The organism is Sphingomonas flavescens (assembly GCF_030866745.1).
In the GTDB taxonomy this organism is placed as follows: Bacteria; Pseudomonadota; Alphaproteobacteria; order Sphingomonadales; family Sphingomonadaceae; genus Sphingomicrobium; species Sphingomicrobium flavescens.
On record NZ_CP133016.1, the window covers coordinates 763,066 to 783,817 of the forward strand.

Genomic DNA, 20,752 nt, shown 5'->3' on the forward strand with positions numbered 1-20,752 from the left:
CACTCTCATCAAACGAATAGGATAATCATGGGCTTCCGCTGTGGCATTGTCGGCTTGCCGAACGTAGGCAAATCGACCCTCTTCAATGCGCTCACCGAGACGGCTGCGGCGCAGGCGGCCAATTATCCGTTCTGCACGATCGAGCCAAATGTTGGCCGGGTCGCGGTGCCGGATGCGCGTCTCGACCAGATCGCGAAGATCGCCGGGTCGGCGCAGGAGATCGAAACCCAGATCGAGTTCGTGGACATTGCCGGCTTGGTCCGCGGGGCGTCGCAGGGCGAAGGGCTCGGCAACCAGTTCCTTGCCAACATTCGCGAAGTGGACGCGATCGTGCACGTCCTGCGTTGCTTCGAAGACGACGACGTGACGCACGTCGAAGGCCGCGTCGATCCCATCGCCGATGCGGAAACCGTCGAAACCGAGCTCATGCTGGCCGACCTTGACAGCCTGGAACGCCGCGTCCCGAACCTCACGAAGAAGGCGCAGCAGGGCGACAAGGAAGCGAAGATCGAAGCGAGCGTTCTCGGGCAGGCGCTTGAACTTTTGCGAGCTTCGAAGCCGGCGCGCCTGGTGACGCCAAAGGATCCTGAGGAAGAAAAGGCGTTGCAGCGCGCTCAACTGCTGACCGGAAAACCGGTGCTCTACGTCTGCAACGTCGGCGAAGGTGACGCGGCCGATGGCAACGAATTGTCCGCTCGGGTTGCGGCGAAAGCTGCAGCCGAGAACGCCAAGGCTGTCGTCGTTTCCGCCGCGATCGAGGCCGAAATCGCTACGCTAGCGGCTGAGGAGCGAGAAGCCTTCCTGTCCGATCTCGGCTTGCAGGAGACCGGCCTCGCCCGCGTGATCCGCGCAGGTTATGAGTTGCTTGGTCTAATCACCTTCTTCACAGCAGGGCCGAAGGAGGCGCGTGCCTGGACGACTCACCGGGGCGCCAAGGCGCCCGAGGCGGCCGGCGAGATCCATACCGATTTCGAACGCGGCTTCATCCGCGCGGAGACTATTGCCTTCGACGATTTCGTGAAGTTCGGCGGGGAGAGCGGCGCTCGTGACGCGGGCAAATTGCGATCGGAAGGCAAGGAATATGTCGTCCAGGACGGCGACGTGATGCTGTTCCGGTTCAACGTTTGACGTCGGTCTGAACGAAGCGCTGCGCGATACGCAGTGTAAGCAGCACCCACAACAGGCCGAACGACCAGCCGCCGACGACGTCGCTCGGCCAGTGAACGCCGAGCATTACGCGGCTGAGGCCGATCAGCAAAGATAGCAGAAATGCGGCGGCAGCAGCGGCGCGATGCCAGCGCGTGCCAGCCGTAAGCGTCAGCGCCATCACCATATAAAAAATCATGGAGCTGGTCGCATGGCCGCTCGGAAACGACTGGCTCTTCACGACGACCAAATGCGCCTCGAGATCGGGACGGGCCCGCCCGACCCAATATTTCTGCAGTTCGCTAAGTCCCCGTCCGAGCATGGTGATCGCGATCAGGATAAAGGGCAAATGCCGGTGCCCAGCGTACCACAGCCATAGCGCGGTCGCGACGCCTGCGCTGATCAGGACTGTCGGTTCGCCCAGCGCGGTGAAGGCCCTGGCAACAGCAGCAAGCGCGGGCCGGTGCCCCGCATAAAGTGCCTCGTAGATCGCACGGTCGAGGGGACCTCGGCCGCCGACAAGCATGAGTAGCCAGATGCTGGCGAGCATTACGATCGCCGCGGCAAAACGCCACTGGCCGCGGGTGGTCATTCGTTCAGTCATCGCGGGCCGAACGCGAAAACCGGCCCGGCGCTCCGCTTAGAACTTCATGCCGGCGCGAAGACCGATCGTCCGGGGCCTCCCGACAACAACCTTGGTCTGCGTACAGATGCTGCAGACCACGAAGCGGGACAGTTCGTTTCGTTTGTCGAAGATGTTGGAGCCGAACAATTCGAAGCTGTAGCGCCCCCAATCGTAGCCAGTGAACAGATCGACGACCGTGGAACTCTTGATCCGGCCCAAGAAATCGTTGGGATTGGTGCCGCCGTCGTTCTGACGAATGTCGGCAGTCGCCGACCCCTGATACGCGACGACGCCTTGAACGTGCGCATTGCCTGATCCCATTGGCCAACTGTAGCGGGCTGTCGCGCTTCCCTTGAACCTGGGCGTCACCGGAAGGCGCGTCCCCGATGGCGTTACGATATAGTCGCCCGCATCCGTACAATTGGGTGTGGTATCGACCGACGAGTGGCAGATCGCACCTTTGGTCTTGGCATCGGTGTAGGCACCGGAAAGCGTTAGCGTCAGGCCTCCACCGACATAGTTGATGTCGCTCTCGATGCCGTTGACGCTCGCGTTGCGGCCGTTCTGAATGACCGTCAGGCTATTCGCGCCGAGGAAGCTGAACTGAAAGCCACTCCACTTCTGATGATAGATGGCGCCGTTCCACCGGATCCGGCTACCCATGAACGTCGTCTTCCAGCCAGCCTCGTAATTGGTGAGGAAATCGGCGGCATAGGGAGGTGCGTTAGGCTGGCGATTGATGCCGCCCGGCCGGAAACCGCGTGACCACGTGGCGTAGAACATCAGCCCGTTGCTGGGCTTCCACTGCACGTTCAGCCGGTGGATGTGGCCGGACCCCTTGCTGCGCCGGGGGACGGCCTTTCCATCGACGACGTCGGCGACGTTATAGCAAGGGATATCCAGACCTGAGTTGCCCGTTGCCAAAGCGCTGGTGCGGTCGAAGCGAGCCTGCAGCCCGTTCACGGTCAGGCATCGGTTCTGGCCGGTGCTGAAGCCGCCTGGGTTGCCAGCGCCGAAGCCGGCAAAACCGTAGAGACTGTTGTTGAACTTATAGAAGCGAAGACCGCCCGTAAGGGTGATCTGCGGAGTAATGTCCCAGTTCGCCTCGCCGAACAGGGCATAGTCCTTGTCCTGCCGTCGCTGGTTGGTCAGCCAAATCGTCCCGGGATAACCAGTCACCGAAAGCGAAGTCGCAAGGTTATCCACCATGTAATTCTGGAAGATGTGGTTCTTCTGATCCTGGTAGAACGCGCCGACGAGCGCCCGGATCGGCTTGTCTGCAGGCGTCGCGATGCGCAGTTCCTGGCTCAGCTTCTGGAACTTGTCGGTGCCCAGAATGTGCTGCCGCGGATTGATGATGGTTCCGGAATTGTCGACATAGGTCTGATAGTCGAGCAGCCCCAGATAACCGAGACTTTGGTAGTAGGAATCGTACGCGTCGGTATACTCGGTATAGTCGCTCGCGGCGGAGCGCGGGCGGACCATGTAGGCGCCGGCGTAGGTGACGTCGAAATTGGCGATTTTGCCTTGGATCGTCAGCGCGGCTTGCGTGAAGTGATCCTTGGCCGGTTCTTTCTGGAACCGGACCGTCTGTAACTCGGGCAGATTCTCGTTTTCGTAGAAAACACCATTCGCCTTGGTGTTCTGGTACATGATCTGCGGAAGCACGGTCCAATTGTCGTCGAGGTCGATCTTCAGCGCAGCGCGACCGCCGTAAATATCGACATCGTTGAAGTTCTTCTTGACGAAGCCGCTGTTGTTAAAGCCGATGCTGCCGCCCGGGTAAAAATAGGTCCGGCTACCCGGCACATTGTCGATGTACCCTGCATCATGCTCGTAAAAGCCGACCGCGCGGAACGCGATGCGCGATGTGAGCGGCAGGTTGATCATGCCCTCGAGTTTGCCACCGATCCCACCGTGCGCGACGCTGTTGATCTCCCCGTCGACGCGGCCGTAGGTTTTGCCGAGGTCGGGCTTGTTCGTTATGATGCGGATCGTCCCCGCTTCGCTCGATGCCCCATATAAGGTGCCCTGCGGCCCAGCGAGGCTTTCGATGCGCGCGATGTCGTAGATATGGACGTCGAGCGTGCCGCCGATCGTCGTGACAGGTTGCTCGTCGAGATAGGTGCCCACCGACGGCAGCGAACCCGAATGGTTGCCGTCGCCGCCCGTGGCGACGCCCCGCATGTAAACGGTGGTGAATCCGGGCTGGGCGGTCTGGAAACTCACCGACGGAAGCTGCTTAGTGTACTGCTCGAAATTCGAGATGTTCAGCTGATCGAGCTTGCGCGTGCCCAGCACCTGGACGCTGATCGGCACGTTCTGCAGATTTTCTTCGCGCTTCGTCGCGGTGATGACGATCTCGCTCTGATCCGGGACCTGCCCATCTTGGGCCTTCTGGACCTGAGGCGGCGGCGCCGTCACGTCCGTGGCATTAGTGCCTGGGGCGGAAGACTGGCCCGGTGTCTGCGGCTGAGCGTTCTGCGCGATGGCTGGCGAAGCCAGCACTGTCGACGCGAGTAGAGTTAAGGCGAATGCGCGATTGCGGCCCATATACCCCCCAGATTTGATGAGCGGTATTGCGACATGCGGCGGGCGGCTTGTCAATGTAAGCGTCGGCTAGCCGACGAAAAATGTTTCGCTAGCGTTGCGAGAAGAGCGCAGGTGCGTCCGGATAGGCATCCAGGACAGACCCAAGCGCGTCCTTGAGTGGGCCCAAATGCTTCTCGTAGGCTCGCCATTCGTCGGTCGCGCTGCGGTAAATTGGTTGCCGCACCTGCTCCGAGCTGGCTGTCCTGACCGGACGTTCAGTCTTGTAGAACTCCAGACAGGCCGGCTCGAACTCGAGCCCGCAATGCGTCAGCAGCCGCCGAACTTCCGCCTCCGTATCGCCCACCATCTTCTCGTAGATGACGCGGTGCACCTTACCCGGCAGCACATCGTCGATGTGGACCATCATGTGCACGTAGTCGGCATAGTAACGACCGACGTCGGCAAGATCGTAGGTGAACGATTGCCCGTGGGCGAAATGCTGCCGGAAGTTCGACAGGCAGCAGCCCAGCGGATGGCGGCGCGCGTCGATGATCGTGGCGTTGGGCAGGATTAGCTGGATGAAAGGCACGTAAAGCCAGTTGTTCGGAAGCTTGTCGATGAAGCGCGGCTTGCCCGTTCGCCGTTGAACCGACGCGCGGCGCATATACTCCTCGCCAAGCGCCCAAAGCTCTGCGGCGGACAGGGTCGCTAAACCCTCGGGATAGCTTCCGGATTTCCTCGCAAGTACCGGAATATCCGGCAGTTCCGCAGTTCCTTCCACCGCGCTGTGACTGCTGAGAATCTGCTCGACCAACGTCGAACCCGCACGGGGCATCCCGACGATGAAGATTGGGTCCGCAGCCGAAGCCCCTCCGCTCCGCTCGGCGAAGAATTGATGGGTGAAAATGCCGATTGAGCGGTCGACCATACGCCGAACTTCCTGCGGATCATATGGATGGGAACCCAGCCGAAGGGCATTGCCGCCCGAGTAATGATCAAACGCCTCATCGAATCTGCCCGCGTCATGCTTCGCTTTGCCTAGCGCGAAGTGCAGATGAAGCCGGTCGGCATCTGTGGCACTCGGGTCGTTGAGAGCGCTACTCATCGAAGCAATATCGACGTCGTCCAGCGTTACGGTCTTGAGGTTCGCCAAGCTCCACCAGGCTTCCCCAAGGGCAGGCCGCAGTTCAATCGCATGCCGATACGCCGCAACCCCATCTGCCTGACGACCGAGCGTCTTCAGCATGTGCCCGTAACTCATCCATACTTTGGGCTGGTGTGGCGCGCGGTGGAGGACTTGCTCATACAAGCCGATGGCCTCCTCGAAATCTCCCAATCGGCCAAGCGTCGCCGCCTTCAGGTTCCAATGGCCGAGATCGTCCGGTTCCTCGTCAAAAATGCCATCAAGAAGGGAAAGCGCCTCTGCGGGGCGACCAGTACGGCCGAGCACGAGCGCAAGGTTGGCCCTCGCCGCCGTCCAGCTTGGTGCCAGCTCGACCGCACGCCGCAACAGATGCTCGGCGTCTCCCCATCGACCGATCCGAGCTGCGAGCTCGGCAAGCATGCGCATGGCTGCGACGTCGAATGGATCTTCCTTGAGGTGCGGCTTCAGGAGACGTTCCGCGACTTCCAGCCGATTGTCGTTCAGCGCGAGCGCTGCCTCCATTAGTCGTGGATGCACTGAACAGCCCCCGTTCGGATCGTCATGACGCGAGCGTAGCGATAACTGCCGGCGCCCGCTATGCGGCGGCTTGATGATCTATTTCGAAGACCTTGAGATCGGCAAGCCAGCCGTGTTCGGCACCTACGACGTGACCCGTGAAGAAGTGCTGGAGTTCGCGCGCAAGTATGATCCCCAGCCCTTTCATCTGTCGGACGAGGAGGCCGCCAAGACGCACTTCGGGCGCATTGCTGCCAGCGGCTGGCACACGGCGGCGATGGTGATGGCCGTTATCGCGCGCCGGGTCGTCGCGGAACAGCAGGCGGGCCTGGGTTCACCTGGCATCGACGAATTGCGCTGGAAGAAGCCGGTTTATCCAGGGGACACGCTAACGGTCAGCGGCGAGGTGCTGGAAAAGACCCCGTCCCGCAGCAGGCCGGACATTGGTTCCTTCCGCACCATGACGACCGTCACCAATCAACATGATGAGGTCGTGATGACGTTCATCTCGATCGTGCTGATCCGCCGCCGTCCCGCGGCTGACCAGCAGTCCTAGTCGTGACGCCTGCGTCGGCCTGACGTCGTTCCATCGCGGGTGTCGCGCCAGCTACGATCGCCGCTGCGGTCCCAACGTGACCAGTTCTCGCCGGAACCGCTATTCGTCGTGCCGCGGCTACTCTGCCAGCGGCTGGTCCGGTCCTGCCAGTAGCGGCGCTGCTGGTCGTTCCAGACGTGCCGGGTCCGTTGCCGATCGTAGACGTAGAACCCGGTGCCGGGATAATAATAATCGCCGTACCAGCCGAACGGATCGTACCCGCCGTAGTATCCGCCATAGGCATTGTACGGATAGCCGTAGCCATAGCCGCCGTAGCCATAGCCACCGTAACCGCCGCCATAGCCAACGCCGATCGAGACGCTGCTTCCGCCGTAAGGGCCATAGCCCCCATAACCGAAACCATCGTCGTAGAGGCCGTAAGCACAGCCGCTGAGGCTGACCGCGCTTGCTGCCGCGAGCAGTGCAAGAGGAACGCGCATATCCGAGTCTCCATTACGCCGGAGGAACGTCGGGATTGGCGCTCCGTCGGGTGAATGCCCGGTGAATTCAGTGGGTTCCGACTATTTCGGCTCCGGGTAGTCGACCTTGAACGGGTCGCTGGCAGTTGGCTGCGCTGGCAGCGGCGGCCGCGGCAAGTCCTTGTCGCTGTTGGCGGCCGACAGCAGCATGCTCGCCATGATGACAGCGGCCTGACGCAGATCGTCAGCTTTCAGATGGTCGAGCGTATCGATGTTCGAGTGATGAACCCGCGTTTCGTAATCGAGCGGATCCTGGATGAACTGGAAGCCAGGGATAGCCACCGCCTGGAACGGTTCGTGGTCGGTACCGGTCGTGGGACCGGCAACGACCGTGCCCGCGCCCATCGACGCGAAGGGCGACAGCCATTCGCGCAGCATCGGTACTGCAGCAGCATTGCCTTCCGCATAGACGCCGCGAATCTTCCCCGACCCGTTGTCGAGGTTGAAATACGCCTTCAGCGCGCCGTAGCCGGGCAGCGGCGTGATCGGGTAATTGCGGATAAGGTTGTCCCACAGCAACGTGCCTCCCGGACCGATCGCGCCTGGCCGCGAAGCCAAATGCTGCTGAACGTAATTGGCGGAGCCATAGAGCCCCTGCTCTTCCCCCGCCCAAAGCGCGAAGCGGATCGTGCGCTTGGGCCGTACCCCGAGCTGACGAATGATCCGCGCAGCTTCCAGTACGACCAATGATCCTGCGCCGTTGTCCGCGGCGCCGTCACCGGCGACCCAGCTGTCGAAATGCGCGCCGGCCATCACGTAGCCGGCCTTCGGATCGCTCCCCGGGATGTCAGCAATGACGTTGTACGCCTTGCTGTCGTCGTCGAGAAAGCGGACGTCGCTGTCGATCGTCAGCACCGGGTTTTCGCCCATCTTCGCCATGCGCGCGACACGGCGGTAATCCTCGGCCGCGACTTCGACGGATGGCAGCTTCGCGGTATCGCCGACCGCATGCTGATAGCCTTCGCCGAAGATCAGCTTGCCATCGTTCCGCGAGCGGCGGACGATCGCCAGCGCGCCTTCCGACGCGAGGAACTTGTCCATCTGCCGGTAGAAATCGATCCGCTTTAGGAAGCCGTTCTGCTCTGCTGGATCGAAATGCGGGACGTTGAACTTGTCTTCCTTGGCGATCTCGTCGCTGCTCAGACGCTGGAATGGCGCCTGGGATGGTTCGGCCACGTCGCCCGGAAGAGAAACCATCACGATCTTGCCCGCGAGCTTGCCGCGATAGGCGGCGAAATGCTCTGGCCGGTTCATCGGAGCGACGATCACGGGACCGGTCACGCCCCTTGCTGGCGGCGTCCACGCATTCGGAATGGCAGTCAGCTGCATGGCGCGCGGGCCACTCAGGCGGACGCTGGAGCTGACGAGGTCCCAGCCACGGCCGAAGGCGAAACCTTCGCGATGGATGTTGGTGAGTCCGTAGGTGGCAAACTTGGCGGTCGCCCAATTCTGGGCACGACGCATGTTCGTGGAAATGGTCAGGCGCGGCCCGATGCGGTCGAGCAACTCATGCGCGTTGATCATCACCTGGCTGCGATTAAAGCCCTCATCGACAATGCGCGAGGTATCCGGGGTCGCCGCGCCGGCCGCACTCGACATGAGAGCCGCCGAGATCAGCCAGGTCCATTTCCGCATCAGAACTTCCCCCAAAAAGAAAACCGCCGACATGCGGGTTGGCATGCCGGCGGTCGAATTGATCATCTTGTCTTCAAGTTAGCCGGCGATGCCCTGCTTCGTCTTGGCGCGCTTCGACTTTGCCTGATTTTCCACCTCGAGCGGACCCGTCACGCGGACTGCCCGCTTCGCTTCGTACCAAATCTGACGATAGGCGAAGTAGCCGAGGATGCTGGCAACCAGCAGGAAGATCGAAACCGCGATGCCCGCCGCGTGACGGCTCTCGAGGCTCGGCTCAGCCGTCCACACAAGGAAGGCCGCCACGTCGGTCGCCATCTGGTCGACCGTCGGCTTCGGGTTGCCCGGCGCATAGGTCACTTGGCCCGCGCTCGTCAGCGGCGGCGGCATCGCGATGTTCAGGTTCGCGAAGTACGGGTTGAAGTGCAGGTTCGGCGACGGCGGCTGCGCAGCCGCAGGCACCGCCATGCCTTCCTTGTTCCGATAGGTCTTCGGATCCGCATAGCCGGTCAACAGCGAATGGATGTACGCTGCGCCGCCTTCACGAGCCTTGGTCATCAGAGACAGGTCGGGCGGAAGCGCATTATTGTTGGCTGCACGTGCGGCAACCTCATTGGCGAACGGCGCTGGGAAGGCGTCCGACGGCAAGGCCTTGCGGGTTGCCGCTTCGCCCGTGTCCGGATTGATCGACGGAACCTGGGTCTTCCAGTCGGAAGCGATTTTCTTGATCTCGGCATCGTTGTAGCCGATTTCCTTCAGGTCGCGGAACGACACCAGCGACAGGCTATGGCAGGCGGAGCAGACTTCCGAATAGACCTGAAAGCCGCGCTGCAGTTGCGCCTTGTCGAACTTGCCGAAGGGACCGTCCGACGCGAGATGTAGCGGCTTGGGCGGGACGTGGAATTCTTCCGCGGGTAACGGTTCCGGCGGGTTACTGAAATGGGTCGCCAGGTTGCTGAAGAAAGAGATCAGCAGGACGCCGGCAAAGACCGCGCCGATTAATCCAAGAATGAAACGCATGTGTCTGCCTGTCCCCTTAACCGGCCACGACCGTGTCGCGCGCAGGCCTGTTCACGCCTGCCGGCGCCGCCTCGGCCGCTTCCCCGTGGAGCACGCTTTCCGAGATTGAGCTCGGCAGCGGCAGTGGGGTTTCGAAGGCCGAAACCAACGGCAGGATCACCAGGAAGTGGAGGAAATAATAAGCCGCCGCCGCCTGTCCCAGCGCCACGTTGAAGGCATTGATCTCCGCACCGCCGACGTAGCCGAGGATGACGACGTCAGCGACCAGTAGCCAGAAGAAGCGCTTGAAGACCGGGCGATACGCTCCCGAGCGAACCGGCGAACGATCGATCCACGGCAGGAAGAACAGCAGCAGGATCGAGCCGAACATCGCCAGCACGCCCCACAGCTTTGCCGGCAGGATGAAGTCCACCGTGAACGAACGCAGGATCGCGTAGAAGGGCCAGAAATACCATTCCGGCACGATGTGCGCCGGCGTCGCCAGCGGGTTGGCCGGGATGTAATTGTCCGGGTGTCCGAGATAGTTCGGCGCGAAATAGGTCACCAGCGCATAAGCCAGCAGAACCGTACCGGCGAACCAGCCGTCCTTCGCCGTGTAGAACGGGTGGAAGGGCAGCGTATCCTTCTCGCTCTTCACGTCGACGCCCGTCGGGTTGCTGGAACCCGGAATGTGCAGCGCCCAGATGTGCAGGATCACTACCGCCGCGATCACGAACGGCAGCAGATAGTGCAGCGAGAAGAAGCGCGTCAGCGCGGCCTGGTCCGGCGCATAGCCGCCAAGCAGCCAGACGCGCAGCGGCTCACCGATCAGCGGGAACGCCGAGAAGAAGCCGGTGATGACCTGCGCACCCCAGTAGCTCATTTGACCCCAGGGCAGGACGTAGCCCATGAACGCGGTTGCCATCATCAGCAGATAGATGACGAGGCCCAGCATCCACACAAGCTCGCGCGGCGCCTTGTATGACCCGTAATAAAGGCCGCGGAAGATGTGCACGTACGTCACGATGAAGAAGAAGCTCGCACCGTTCATGTGCGCGTAGCGGAGCAGCCAACCGGCGCTGACATCGCGCATGATCAGTTGGTTGACCGAATTAAACGCGCCGCCCGTGCTGGCGTAATAATGCATTGCCAGCACGATGCCGCTGACAATCTGCACGGTCAGGAAAATCCCGGCGAGGACGCCGAAATTCCAGAAATAGTTCAAGTTGCGCGGCACCGGGTAGCCGCCACCGATCGCGCCGTAGACCAGGCGCGGTAGCGGCAACCGGTCGTCCAGCCAACGCATGAACGGATTCTTGGGTTCGTAGGCCTTAGCCCAGGAAAAACTCATTGCTCGACCGTCCCCTTACCCGATCTGGACCGTGGTCGGCCCGGTGAACTTGTATTCCGGAACCACCAGATTCTTTGGCGCCGGCCCCTGCCGGATACGCGCCGCCGTGTCGTAGGCTGAACCGTGGCACGGGCAAAAGTAACCCCCGTACGGTCCGCGGTTCTCGCCTTCGCCGATACCCAACGGCACGCAGCCAAGGTGCGTGCAGACGCCGAGCGTGATCAGCCAGTTCGTCTTGCCCGGCTTGGTGCGCTGCGCGAGCGATTCCGGGTCGCGCAGGTCGCCCATTGGGACCGCATTGGCCTCCTGAATTTCCTTAGGCGTCAGGTTGCGGACGAACACGGGCTGCTTGCGCCAAGTCGTCTTCACGCCCTGCCCAGGCTGAATCTTCGAAACGTCGATTTCGGTCGTCGCCAGCGCCAGCACGTCGGCGGACGGCGACATCTGGACCAGCAGCGGCGCCAGCGCGGCAACGCCGCCAACGCCGGCGAAGCTGACGGCGGCAACATTCAGGAAGTCGCGGCGCCGGACGCCGTCCGAACCGCCGACCGCTTGCGTGTCGTTGACCTCAGCGGATTGTGCCTTGGTGGCCATTCTACCCCTTTGTGACGCTTGTTGCTTTGCGGTGCCGGGAGGCACCTAGGCGACGCCGAGCCGGGCGGCTGCCCAGCGCGATTGGCGGGCCTGATAGCGAGGGGTGAAAGCGATGTGAAGGGCCTCAAGCGCTGTTCGCCGCGCCCCGTCCACAGGCAGATCGGTCGCCTTGTCAGAAATGGTGCGTGCAAACCGCCAGCAGGAGGATGATCGGCAGGGGGATCCCGATAAACCACAGCAAAATGGAACGCATAAGCTCGCCTCCGCGACCACAATCCTCCGCCATTGAAAACGGTTCCCGGTGCTAGGCGGAGACGTGGGCGGTAGCGTCCATCGCCCGATGTTCGCGACGACCCGCTAGCGCCGAGCGAAACATGATTGCCGCCGCGTAGAGAACCACGACGAGAACCAACCAGCGCAAGGTCTCGACCGACATGCTCTTCACGACGAACGCCGCGACCAGCACTGCGGGAATGCCGCCCAGCGCAAGCCCGAGCACCACCGGCAATGTGATCTCTCCCATCCTGATATGACGAATGCTTGCCCCGGCTCCGCATAGCCCCGCCCCGGCCGCCATGATCGGGAAGCACAGCCGCGGGTCCATCCCCATCAGGCTTAGCAGGACTAGGGTCGGCGCGTAATTGCCGACGCCGAAATTCAGCAGGATTCCGAACATGAAGTTCGCAACGATGGCGACGATCATCAGCGGGACCGGGAGTCCGTTCGCGACGCCGCCGCCAGGCATCAGATTCAGGTTGGCGAGCAGATACATGAAAGCGGCCAGGACCAACGCCAGCGCGACCACCAACTGCACTATCCAAACGCGCGTGCGCATGACCAGCGGCGCGCCAAGCAGCCCGCCCATCAGCAGCGCAAGCACGCAACCGACGAGCAGGGCGGGATCGACCTTCACGCCCAGCAGGATGAGGAAGATGAAGCCTTCGAGGATCGACGGTGGCGTCAGGCCAACGAGCATGGTGCATGACAAAACACGGTCCGGAACCATGCGTCTGAATTTCAGCCATGCTGTCGTCGGCGCGAACGATCCGATCCCCAACGTGTCGAAGAAATTGACCACGACGCCGAGGCCGACAGCTTCCCAGGATGGCCGGGCGCGCGCTTTCACCACCGCTTTGACGAGGGTCGCGCTGAACAGCATCAGCGCGAGCGCGAGCGGCACCAGCAACGCAATCAGCATGGCGGATTCCCCTCCGGCCTGAGCCGCAGACTAGCCTAATCCCGAGTTTGGACAACCGACACTCGACCGAGTGAAAAGTTAACCCGCCGCCTGACTCTGGCCGACACCTCGGCAATCTCGTCCTCAAGCCCGAATCATCGGCCGCGCGGCCGTTGTTTCTGGCATTCCGACATCAGGCCTCGAGGCCGACACAGCGAAGGGCGAATTCATGGCGAACAGTGCCGACACAATCTTGTCGCGGATCAAGGACGAAGAACTCGATTGGGTCGACCTTCGATTTACCGATCCCAAGGGCAAATGGCAGCACCTGACCATGGCGTCCGGCGTGATCGACGAGGACATGCTGACCGACGGTTTCATGTTCGACGGTAGCTCGATCGCCGGATGGAAGGCCATCAACGAGTCCGACATGATCCTGAAGCCGGACCTGGACGCAGCCTATGTCGATCCGTTCAGCGCGACGCCGATGCTGGTCCTGTTCTGCAATGTCGTCGAGCCGTCGACCGGCGAACTCTATGGCCGCGACCCGCGCTCGACTGCCACCCGCGCCGAGGCCTATCTCAAGCAGACCGGCGTCGGCGACGAGGTGTTCATCGGCCCTGAAGCCGAATTCTTCATGTTCGACGACGTTCGCTTCGAAGACACGTACAACGCTAGCGGTTACCGCATCGACGACATCGAACTGCCGACTAACACCATGCGCGAGTATGAGGGCGGCAACCTCGCCCACCGTCCGCGCGCCAAAGGCGGTTACTTCCCGGTCGCACCGGTTGACAGCGCCGGCGACATCCGCGGCGAGATGGTCTCGACCATGCTCGAAATGGGCCTGCCGATGGACAAGCACCATCACGAGGTCGCGGCGTCGCAGCATGAGCTGGGCATGACCTACGGACGCCTGGTCGAGACTGCCGACCGTATGCAGATCTACAAGTATGTCGTGCACATGGTCGCCCACGCCTACGGCAAGACGGCGACTTTCATGCCCAAGCCGATTGCGCAGGATAACGGCAGCGGGATGCATACGCACATCTCGATCTGGAAGGGCGGCAAGCCGCTGTTCGCCGGTAATGGCTACGCCGGCCTGAGCGAGACGGCACTGTATTTCATCGGCGGCGTGATCAAGCACGCTCGCGCGCTGAACGCCTTCACCAATCCGACGACCAACAGCTACAAGCGTCTGGTTCCGGGTTTTGAAGCGCCGGTCCTGCTCGCCTATTCCAGCCGCAACCGGTCAGCGTCATGTCGCATCCCCTACGGCGCTGGCGAAAAGGCGAAGCGCGTGGAATTCCGCTTCCCGGACGCGCTCGCCAACCCCTACCTCGCCTATTCGGCGCTGCTGATGGCCGGTCTGGACGGAATCCAGAATCGCATCCACCCCGGCGATCCGATGGACAAGAACCTCTACGATCTTCCCCCGCAGGAATTGGTCAGCGTCCCGACCGTGTGCGGATCGCTCCGCGAAGCGCTGGTGAGCCTGCAGAACGATCGCGCATTTCTGACGCGCGGTGACGTGTTCAGCGACGATCAGATCGACAGCTACATCGAGCTGAAATGGGAAGAAGTGATGCGCTGGGAAACCACGCCCAGCCCGGTCGAATTCGACATGTATTATTCTGGATAAATTTAGGTTAGTATCACGACTTTCGAGACGCCGGTGGAGGGAACCCTCCCACCTTCCCAATCCCTTCACCGGCATCGCACCTTCGACGAGTGCACGATTCCGTAACCACCGCTGAGGCATGACGCTCCAGGATAACGGAGCAGGGCATGAACATCAGGGCAAAGGTGTACGGCGGCGCTGTCGCCTCCGAAGAACCCATTCTGAAAGCTAAGCAGCCCAAGGGCGCAAAGTCCGACTCGCTGCAAAGCGTTGCCCTCACGCGGAACGCGCGACGTGCCGCCAATGGCCGCGGCGAAGACCGTCATCGTTTGACGGACGAGCGTGCGACGGTCACCTGGAACAAATCCAAAATCGAAGTCGAGCTACTCAACCTTTCGGGTGGCGGCGCGATGATCAGCGGTGACTTTCAGCCGTTGATGTGGGACCGGGTCGAGCTTCATCTGGGCACGAACGGCATGATCGAATGCGCCGTCCGGTGGATCCGCGACGGCCGCATCGGGCTTGAGTTCGCGCACGAGACGCGTCTCGACTGGCCGTCCGATCAGGTCGCGACAGTGCTTCGTCACGTGATCGAGCGCACTTTCCCGCACATCGCTTTTCCCGTTAGCGCGGAAAAGCCGGAACCGGAGCCGGTGCATGACGCGGACGACGAGCATCGGGTCGCGAAACGCCATCCGTTGATCTGGAACGGACAACTTCATCACGATTACCAAAGTGACGACATTCGCGTCCGCAACATCTCCGCGACGGGCGCCATGATCGAGACCAAGGCAAAGGTCCGTGTCGGGGCCGAGCCGCTGCTGGAACTGAGCGAGGAGGTTCAGATGGCGGCGACTGTCGAGTGGGCAGTCGGCGACCAGGTCGGTCTGCGCTTCCACCAGCCGTTCGACCTCAACAAACTGACGGAATCACGTCCGAAAGTGGCGACGGCAGACTGGACGCCCCCTGCCTACCTCGACATCGATCGGCAGGGGACCAAAGACCAATGGGGCCGCCTGACCGTCGCCGAGCTACAGCGCGAGCTGGAAGGCTTTCTCCGCCACTAGTGTTGGCGAAGGTAGACCGAACCAACCTGATCGTGACGGATACGCCGCCAGCCGGCTGTCGTGTCCAGCAAGTGGATCATCGCCCTGCTATCGTTGGGAATGATCGCCCAGCGAATATTCCACTTCGCCACCGTCTCATCGAACGCCGCACGGTCGCCCTGGCCAATCCGTGAGAAGCCGACGACGAGTTGATCGCCGTACATGTCGCCGCGCCCATCGATGTATGGCCGGATGCCCGACAGAATTAGCGGGCCGCCCATCGAATAGCCGTTGAGGACTGGCTGCGCGCGAAGCTCTGGCGGAACGGATGCGATCAGCTTCCACGGATTGGCTTCGTTGTTGTCGGGCGTCAGCGGCATAATCGCTCGAAGCGCTATCAGGACCGCGGCGCCGGCAGCCGCGACCCAGCCCATCGTCCGGTCGGTCGACGCCGCGACGGCATCGCGTTTTGCAAATCCCTGCGGCAAAAGCATCGCCGCGAGGATCGCAAGCATCGCCTGGTGACGCACCTGGAGCAGTGCCAGCCCGAGCATGGCGGCGAGCAACAGCCAGCGCACCCACGGCAGCCGGGGCCGCTTCCACACAATCAGCGCGAGCGTGATCGCCAGCACGCCGAAAAAGAACGGCGTCTTGGCCGGGCTCGATGGCTTCCACTCGTCGATCAACGGCAGCATTTCCAGTTGCGTGAAGCGCAATGGGTGGAACACGCCTTCGACGCCATTGCCGTTGACGAAGACGGCAATGGCGCAAGCGAGGCCGAACAAACCCCATTGCCTGATGACACGGGATTTGTTGGGCGTACCGACGAGCGCTTCGAGGCCGAACGCGGCGGCGATGGCCAGACCGAACACGTAACCGCCGTGGAGATTGGCCCACAGCGTCATGAACAATGCCGCGTAGAGCGGTGGCGCCCTGTCCTCCTCGCGCGCCCGCAGCATCAGGCCGGTCCAGAACGCGAGCAGCGGCCAAGTCAGGACGTGCGGCCGCGCCAGCAACATTGGAATTAGCACGAAGTCCATCGCCACGATCGGCAACAGCGCGCCCCGGATCCACCGCGACGCATTGAGGTAGACCACGGCGTGCAAGGCAATCAGCGCCGCTGTGACCAGTGCTGCCACGCCGCTGTAATGGGCGAGGCGATAGGCGCTGGCGTAGAGCATCTCCGAGCCCCATTCGATCGGCACCCACGGCTTACCGCCCCAGGTAAAGGAGAATGGGTCGACGTTCGGGATCGCTCGATGATCGAGTATCCAAAGCCCCGTCGCGATGTGCCAGCTGACGTCGCCGTCATTGAAGATCATCGTTGAGCTGCCCAGCACCGCCGGGATCAGCAGGATGGCGATGAACAAGGTCAGGACCGACGGCTTCGGCGCTGCGTCGGCCATCAATCTTCCTCGATCAGACTGGTGTGCTTCGTTTCGCGCATCCGGATGTAGGCAATGAGCGATGCCGCCGCGAGCAGCGAGATGTAGATATAAAACCAGCGCTCGTGGCCCGCATTCTTGAACCACAGGGCCACATATTCTGCCGTGCCGCCAAAGAGGGCGTTGGCGATGGCGTAGGGCAGTGCCACGCCGAGAGCCCGGATGTCGGCCGGGAACATCTCCGCTTTGATGATGGCGTTGATCGAGGTGTAGCCGGTCACGATCACCAGCGATGCCATCACTAGCATGAAGGCCGGCACGACATCGTGTGTCCGCTCCAGGGCGACGAACAGCGGATAGGTCAGCAGCGTCGCACCGGCGCCGAAAAAGATCATCATTGGCTTGCGGCCGATGGCGTCGGAGATGCGTCCGGCGAGCGGCTGGATCAGCAGCATGATCGTCAGCGCCACTGTCATGATCCGGGATGCGGTGGCGCGGTCGAAGTCGCTGGTGTTGGCGAGGAACTTCTGGAGGTAGATGGTGTATGCGTAGAAGGCCGCGGTACCGCCCGCAGTCAGCGCCATCACTAGCAGCACCTCGCGCGGGTGGTCGCGGAACAGCGTCACGAGGTTCGACTGGCGGCGGTCCGATTTGGCAGCGACATTCTCATAGCTGAGCGTCTCGTCGAGGCGGCGGCGGATGAAGAACACAACGATCGCCAACACGCCGCCCGCCGCGAAGCCGATGCGCCAGCCCCAGGCTTGCAGCGCGGCTTCGCCGATCGTCACTTGCAGCAGTACCAGCAGAGCCAAGGCGGTGAGCTGACCGCCGATGATTGTGACATATTGGAAGCTGGACCAGAAACCGCGGTGCTCGCGGCTCGCCATCTCCGAGAGATAGGTCGCGCTCGCCCCATATTCGCCGCCGAGGCTCAGTCCCTGGATGATGCGGGCCAGCACGAGGATCGCCGGGGACAGGACGCCGGCAGCAGCATAGGTCGGCGCCACGGCGATCAGCAGCGAGCCGATGCACATCAGCGTGACCGACAGCGTCAGCCCCGCCTTCCGGCCCCGGCGGTCGGCGTAGATGCCCATGATCCACGCCCCGATCGGCCGCATGACGAAGCCGACGGCGAAGATCGCCGCGGTATTCAGCAGCTGGGCGGTGGCATCGCCCTTCGGGAAGAAGACCGGCGCGAAATAGAGCGCGAAGGCCGAATAGACATACCAGTCGAACCATTCGACGAGGTTGCCTGCCGAACCGCCGAGGATGTTGAAGGTGCGGCGCTGGTTCAACGGGTCGAAGCGGAACTGCGGAAGCGGGCGGCGGCGCGGTTGCCGTAGATGGCGTATAGGATGAGCCCAATCACCTGGGCGATGACGAAGTAGAGCTGGGTGCGGACCGGCAGGCTGTAGAACAGATACAGGCAGCCGAAGATGCCGCCGAGCCCAACGACCCACGGTAATGGCGTCCGGAACTTACGCTCCGCATTCGGCTCCCGCTGGCGGAGCACCAGCATAGCGGCACAGACGGCAACGAAGGCGGCGAGCGTACCGGCATTGGCCAATGCCGCGATGGCCGTCAGCGGGATCAGGCCGCCGAACGCCGAACAGACGATAGCGGTGAAGATGGTGATCCGCACCGGCGTTCCGCGGGACGACACGCGGGCCAATGTCGCCGGAAGCAGGCCGTCGCGGGCGACGGTGAAGAAGATACGGCTCTGGCCGTAGAAGAAAGCCAGGATGACCGTCGGCAAGGCGATCACCGCCGAAGCGCCGAGCACCCTCGCCGCCCAGGGCTGGCCGATTTCGCGGAGGATCAAAGCCAGCGGCTCGGCGCTGTCGGCGAAGCCGGTGTAGGCTACCGCTCCCACTGCGACCGCCCCGATGACCATGTAGATCAGCACGCAGACGGCCATTGAACCGACGATACCGATAGCGAGGTCGCGGCCGGGGTTCTTCGCTTCCTCCGCGGCGGTGGCGATGGCGTCGAAGCCGTAGAAGGCGAAAAAGATAATCGCCGCGGCGGCCATCACGCCGACTTCATGTCCTGCCGGGCCGCTGCGCGGAAAGCCGTTCGGCATGAATGGGTGGAAGTGGTCGGCGTTGAAGACCGGCAGCGCGACGGCGATGAACAGCGCCAGCGCGGCCATCTTGATGACGACGAGGATGGCGTTGAGCGTCGCGCTTTCGCGGGTACCTGCCATGAGCAGCCCGGCGACGACCCAGATTATGAAGATGGCCGGCAGGTTGATGACGCCGCCGAGCTCCGGCCCCTGAATCAGCGCCTTCGGCAGGCCCATGCCGATGGAATCGAGAAACCCCGCGGCGTAGCCAGACCAGCCGACCGCCACCGCGCTGACCACCAACGTATATTCGAGGATCAGGGCGACGCCGATCATCCAGGCGATCATCTCGCCGAACACGACATAGCTGTAGGTGTAGGCCGAGCCCGATGCGGGGATCATGGTTGCGACCTCGGCATAGGCGAGCGCCGCGCAGGCACAGATGATGCCGGCGATGGCGAAGCTCAGTATTACCGCGGGCCCCGCCTTCCCGGCCCCGACGCCGATCAGCGTGAGGATGCCGGTGCCGACGATCGCGCCGACGCCCAAGGCCACCAGATGCGGCCAGGACAAGGATTGCTTGAGCCGATGCTCCTCCGGCATGTCCTCGCGCGCCACGACCGCCTTGCGGAAATTCCAGCTTTTCATTCGGTGCGACCCCTCCGTCATCCCGGCCGAGAGCCGGGATCCGCCTGCTCCGCAGGTAGAAAAGAAGGCGGGTGCCGGGTCAAGCCCGGCATGCCGAGTGACCACCATCTGTCACCCTGACCGAGTGAAAACGGGGGGTCCTCCACTTCCTCCACTTTGTAACCTTGAGGCGAACGCTGACAGAGAGCGCGGTCGGCGCCCCAGGGTGACACCGGGCTCCCGTTCAGGGTGACAGCGAGGGTAACAACCTCCGCCAGATCGACGATACGAAAGAGCTTGCCCCGGCGCGCCGAAGCATTCGGCTTATTCCATGGCGATCAGCCTGTAGGACAGCACTTTTGCAGTGATTGCTTCCGACCCATTGCAGACATCCGTGCTCTGAATAGCTAATGCGCTCGACAGGGGGCGCCATGTTCAGGCTGATCAGAATGAAGCCGCCGCACGGATGGAACGCGGTCGCTTGGGAGCTGGCTATCGTGACTCTCGGCGTCGTTATTGCGCTGGGGGCGCAACAGATCGTCGAAGCGCTCCACGACCGAAGCACCGCCGCCCAGACGCGGGCGGAAGTCAGCGAAGAGCTGAATAGCGACCTCATGAGCATGCTGCTGCGAAGCCGAGCGGAACCATGCATCGAACGCCGCCTCAATGAGTTGCGTGCGCTGTTACTCCGATGGGAGCAGACTGGGACGTTTCCAACGCCCACGTGGGTTGCTCAAGCGCCGGTAATCGAGGTCGAGACCAGCCGCTACGATAGTGCCAACTCTGCTGGACGCCTCGCCCTCTTATCTGGTGACGAGCAGTATAGAGCGGGCGCATTGGTAAACCGCATCCGCCAATTCAACGAATGGCAGTTCAAGGAGCGCTTGCTGTGGGGACGCCTGCGCGGCCTACAACAAGGGCCACAGGCGTTGTCGGTGACGGACAAATCCGAGTTGCGCACCGCTCTGCAAGACGCGTCAGCTACCGATTACGAGATCAGGGTCGTAACAGCTCAAACATTGCCGATGGCCCGGAGATACGGCTTCAGCCCCGACCCCAAGGGGTTTCGCGACTTGGCTTCGCAAGTTTGGCCTGGTGGGAAGTTCACTCCCTCTATTTGCTCACCGATCGACACATCACCAAAGGAAGGGAATAAGAGGGTACTCATTCCGCTGCCGCTTTGATGGGGCGCAAGCCTTCGACCCATCACCGAGATAT

The 20,752-nt window shown here is 62.3% G+C and carries 17 protein-coding genes; 5 read left to right on the top strand and 12 right to left on the bottom strand.

Going from position 1 to position 20,752, the window contains the following annotated elements; genetic code table 11:
* The first annotated feature begins 27 nt into the window (after positions 1-27).
* Positions 28-1,128: a redox-regulated ATPase YchF gene (gene ychF / locus QU596_RS03925; RefSeq protein WP_308517290.1), complete on the top strand. Its 1,101-nt coding sequence runs from the start codon at positions 28-30 to the stop codon at positions 1,126-1,128.
* Here the strand turns inward: ychF and QU596_RS03930 are convergent.
* From QU596_RS03930 to QU596_RS03940, 3 genes are all read right to left on the bottom strand, one after another.
* Positions 1,118-1,750 (bottom strand): phosphatase PAP2 family protein, encoded by a 633-nt coding sequence (locus QU596_RS03930; RefSeq protein WP_308517291.1) that lies wholly within the window; start codon positions 1,748-1,750, stop codon positions 1,118-1,120. The genes ychF and QU596_RS03930 overlap by 11 nt on opposite strands.
* A gap of 36 nt (positions 1,751-1,786) precedes the next feature.
* Positions 1,787-4,279, bottom strand: coding sequence for a TonB-dependent receptor (locus tag QU596_RS03935; RefSeq protein WP_308517292.1), 2,493 nt, complete (start codon positions 4,277-4,279; stop codon positions 1,787-1,789).
* Between the two features lie 133 nt (positions 4,280-4,412).
* The gene (locus tag QU596_RS03940; protein WP_308517941.1) at positions 4,413-5,969 is read right to left on the bottom strand and encodes a tetratricopeptide repeat-containing sulfotransferase family protein; all 1,557 of its coding nucleotides are present in this window, start codon (positions 5,967-5,969) and stop codon (positions 4,413-4,415) included.
* An 88-nt stretch (positions 5,970-6,057) separates the two neighbouring features.
* Between QU596_RS03940 and QU596_RS03945 the strand changes: the two genes are divergently transcribed.
* On the top strand, positions 6,058-6,519 hold the full coding sequence (locus tag QU596_RS03945; RefSeq protein WP_308517293.1) for a MaoC family dehydratase: 462 nt from the start codon (positions 6,058-6,060) through the stop codon (positions 6,517-6,519).
* On the opposite strand, the gene QU596_RS03950 is transcribed toward QU596_RS03945, so the two are convergent.
* The 6 genes from QU596_RS03950 to QU596_RS03975 all read right to left on the bottom strand — a co-directional run bounded on the left by QU596_RS03950 (position 6,516) and on the right by QU596_RS03975 (position 12,811).
* A complete protein-coding gene (locus tag QU596_RS03950; RefSeq protein WP_308517294.1) occupies positions 6,516-6,998 on the bottom strand; it encodes a hypothetical protein in 483 nt (160 codons plus the stop codon). The two genes, QU596_RS03945 and QU596_RS03950, sit on opposite strands and share 4 nt — an antisense overlap.
* Positions 6,999-7,079: 81 nt before the next feature.
* Positions 7,080-8,672: a M20/M25/M40 family metallo-hydrolase gene (locus QU596_RS03955; protein WP_308517295.1), complete on the bottom strand. Its 1,593-nt coding sequence runs from the start codon at positions 8,670-8,672 to the stop codon at positions 7,080-7,082.
* Positions 8,673-8,750: 78 nt separating this feature from the next.
* Entirely contained in the window at positions 8,751-9,689 is a 939-nt protein-coding gene (locus QU596_RS03960) for a cytochrome c1 (RefSeq protein ID WP_308517296.1), read from the bottom strand.
* A 16-nt stretch (positions 9,690-9,705) separates the two neighbouring features.
* Positions 9,706-11,019, bottom strand: a complete 1,314-nt coding sequence (locus QU596_RS03965; RefSeq protein ID WP_308517297.1) for a cytochrome b — start codon at positions 11,017-11,019, stop codon at positions 9,706-9,708.
* A 15-nt stretch (positions 11,020-11,034) separates the two neighbouring features.
* Positions 11,035-11,613 (bottom strand): ubiquinol-cytochrome c reductase iron-sulfur subunit, encoded by a 579-nt coding sequence (petA, locus tag QU596_RS03970; RefSeq protein WP_308517298.1) that lies wholly within the window; start codon positions 11,611-11,613, stop codon positions 11,035-11,037.
* A gap of 304 nt (positions 11,614-11,917) precedes the next feature.
* A complete protein-coding gene (locus tag QU596_RS03975) occupies positions 11,918-12,811 on the bottom strand; it encodes a TSUP family transporter (RefSeq protein ID WP_308517299.1) in 894 nt (297 codons plus the stop codon).
* Positions 12,812-13,019: 208 nt separating this feature from the next.
* On the opposite strand from QU596_RS03975, the gene glnA reads away from it, so the two are divergent.
* Both glnA and QU596_RS03985 read left to right on the top strand, forming a co-directional pair.
* The gene (gene glnA / locus QU596_RS03980; RefSeq protein ID WP_308517300.1) at positions 13,020-14,432 is read left to right on the top strand and encodes a type I glutamate--ammonia ligase; all 1,413 of its coding nucleotides are present in this window, start codon (positions 13,020-13,022) and stop codon (positions 14,430-14,432) included.
* A 146-nt stretch (positions 14,433-14,578) separates the two neighbouring features.
* Positions 14,579-15,478 carry a PilZ domain-containing protein gene (locus tag QU596_RS03985; protein WP_308517301.1) on the top strand — a complete coding sequence of 300 codons (900 nt, stop codon included), beginning with the start codon at positions 14,579-14,581 and terminating at the stop codon, positions 15,476-15,478.
* On the opposite strand, the gene QU596_RS03990 is transcribed toward QU596_RS03985, so the two are convergent.
* Genes QU596_RS03990 through QU596_RS04000 form a run of 3 tightly spaced genes read right to left on the bottom strand, consistent with a single transcriptional unit; the run spans position 15,475 to position 19,555 of the window.
* Positions 15,475-16,863: a hypothetical protein gene (locus QU596_RS03990; RefSeq protein ID WP_308517302.1), complete on the bottom strand. Its 1,389-nt coding sequence runs from the start codon at positions 16,861-16,863 to the stop codon at positions 15,475-15,477. The genes QU596_RS03985 and QU596_RS03990 overlap by 4 nt on opposite strands.
* On the bottom strand, positions 16,863-18,137 hold the full coding sequence (locus tag QU596_RS03995) for an MFS transporter (RefSeq protein ID WP_308517303.1): 1,275 nt from the start codon (positions 18,135-18,137) through the stop codon (positions 16,863-16,865). Before QU596_RS03995 ends, QU596_RS03990 begins: the two co-directional genes overlap by 1 nt.
* Positions 18,134-19,555, bottom strand: a complete 1,422-nt coding sequence (locus QU596_RS04000; protein ID WP_308517304.1) for an amino acid permease — start codon at positions 19,553-19,555, stop codon at positions 18,134-18,136. Before QU596_RS04000 ends, QU596_RS03995 begins: the two co-directional genes overlap by 4 nt.
* Positions 19,556-19,965: 410 nt before the next feature.
* Here QU596_RS04000 and QU596_RS04005 point away from each other — a divergent pair, with 410 nt between their 5' ends.
* On the top strand, positions 19,966-20,718 hold the full coding sequence (locus QU596_RS04005; RefSeq protein ID WP_308517305.1) for a hypothetical protein: 753 nt from the start codon (positions 19,966-19,968) through the stop codon (positions 20,716-20,718).
* Positions 20,719-20,752: the final 34 nt, after the last annotated feature.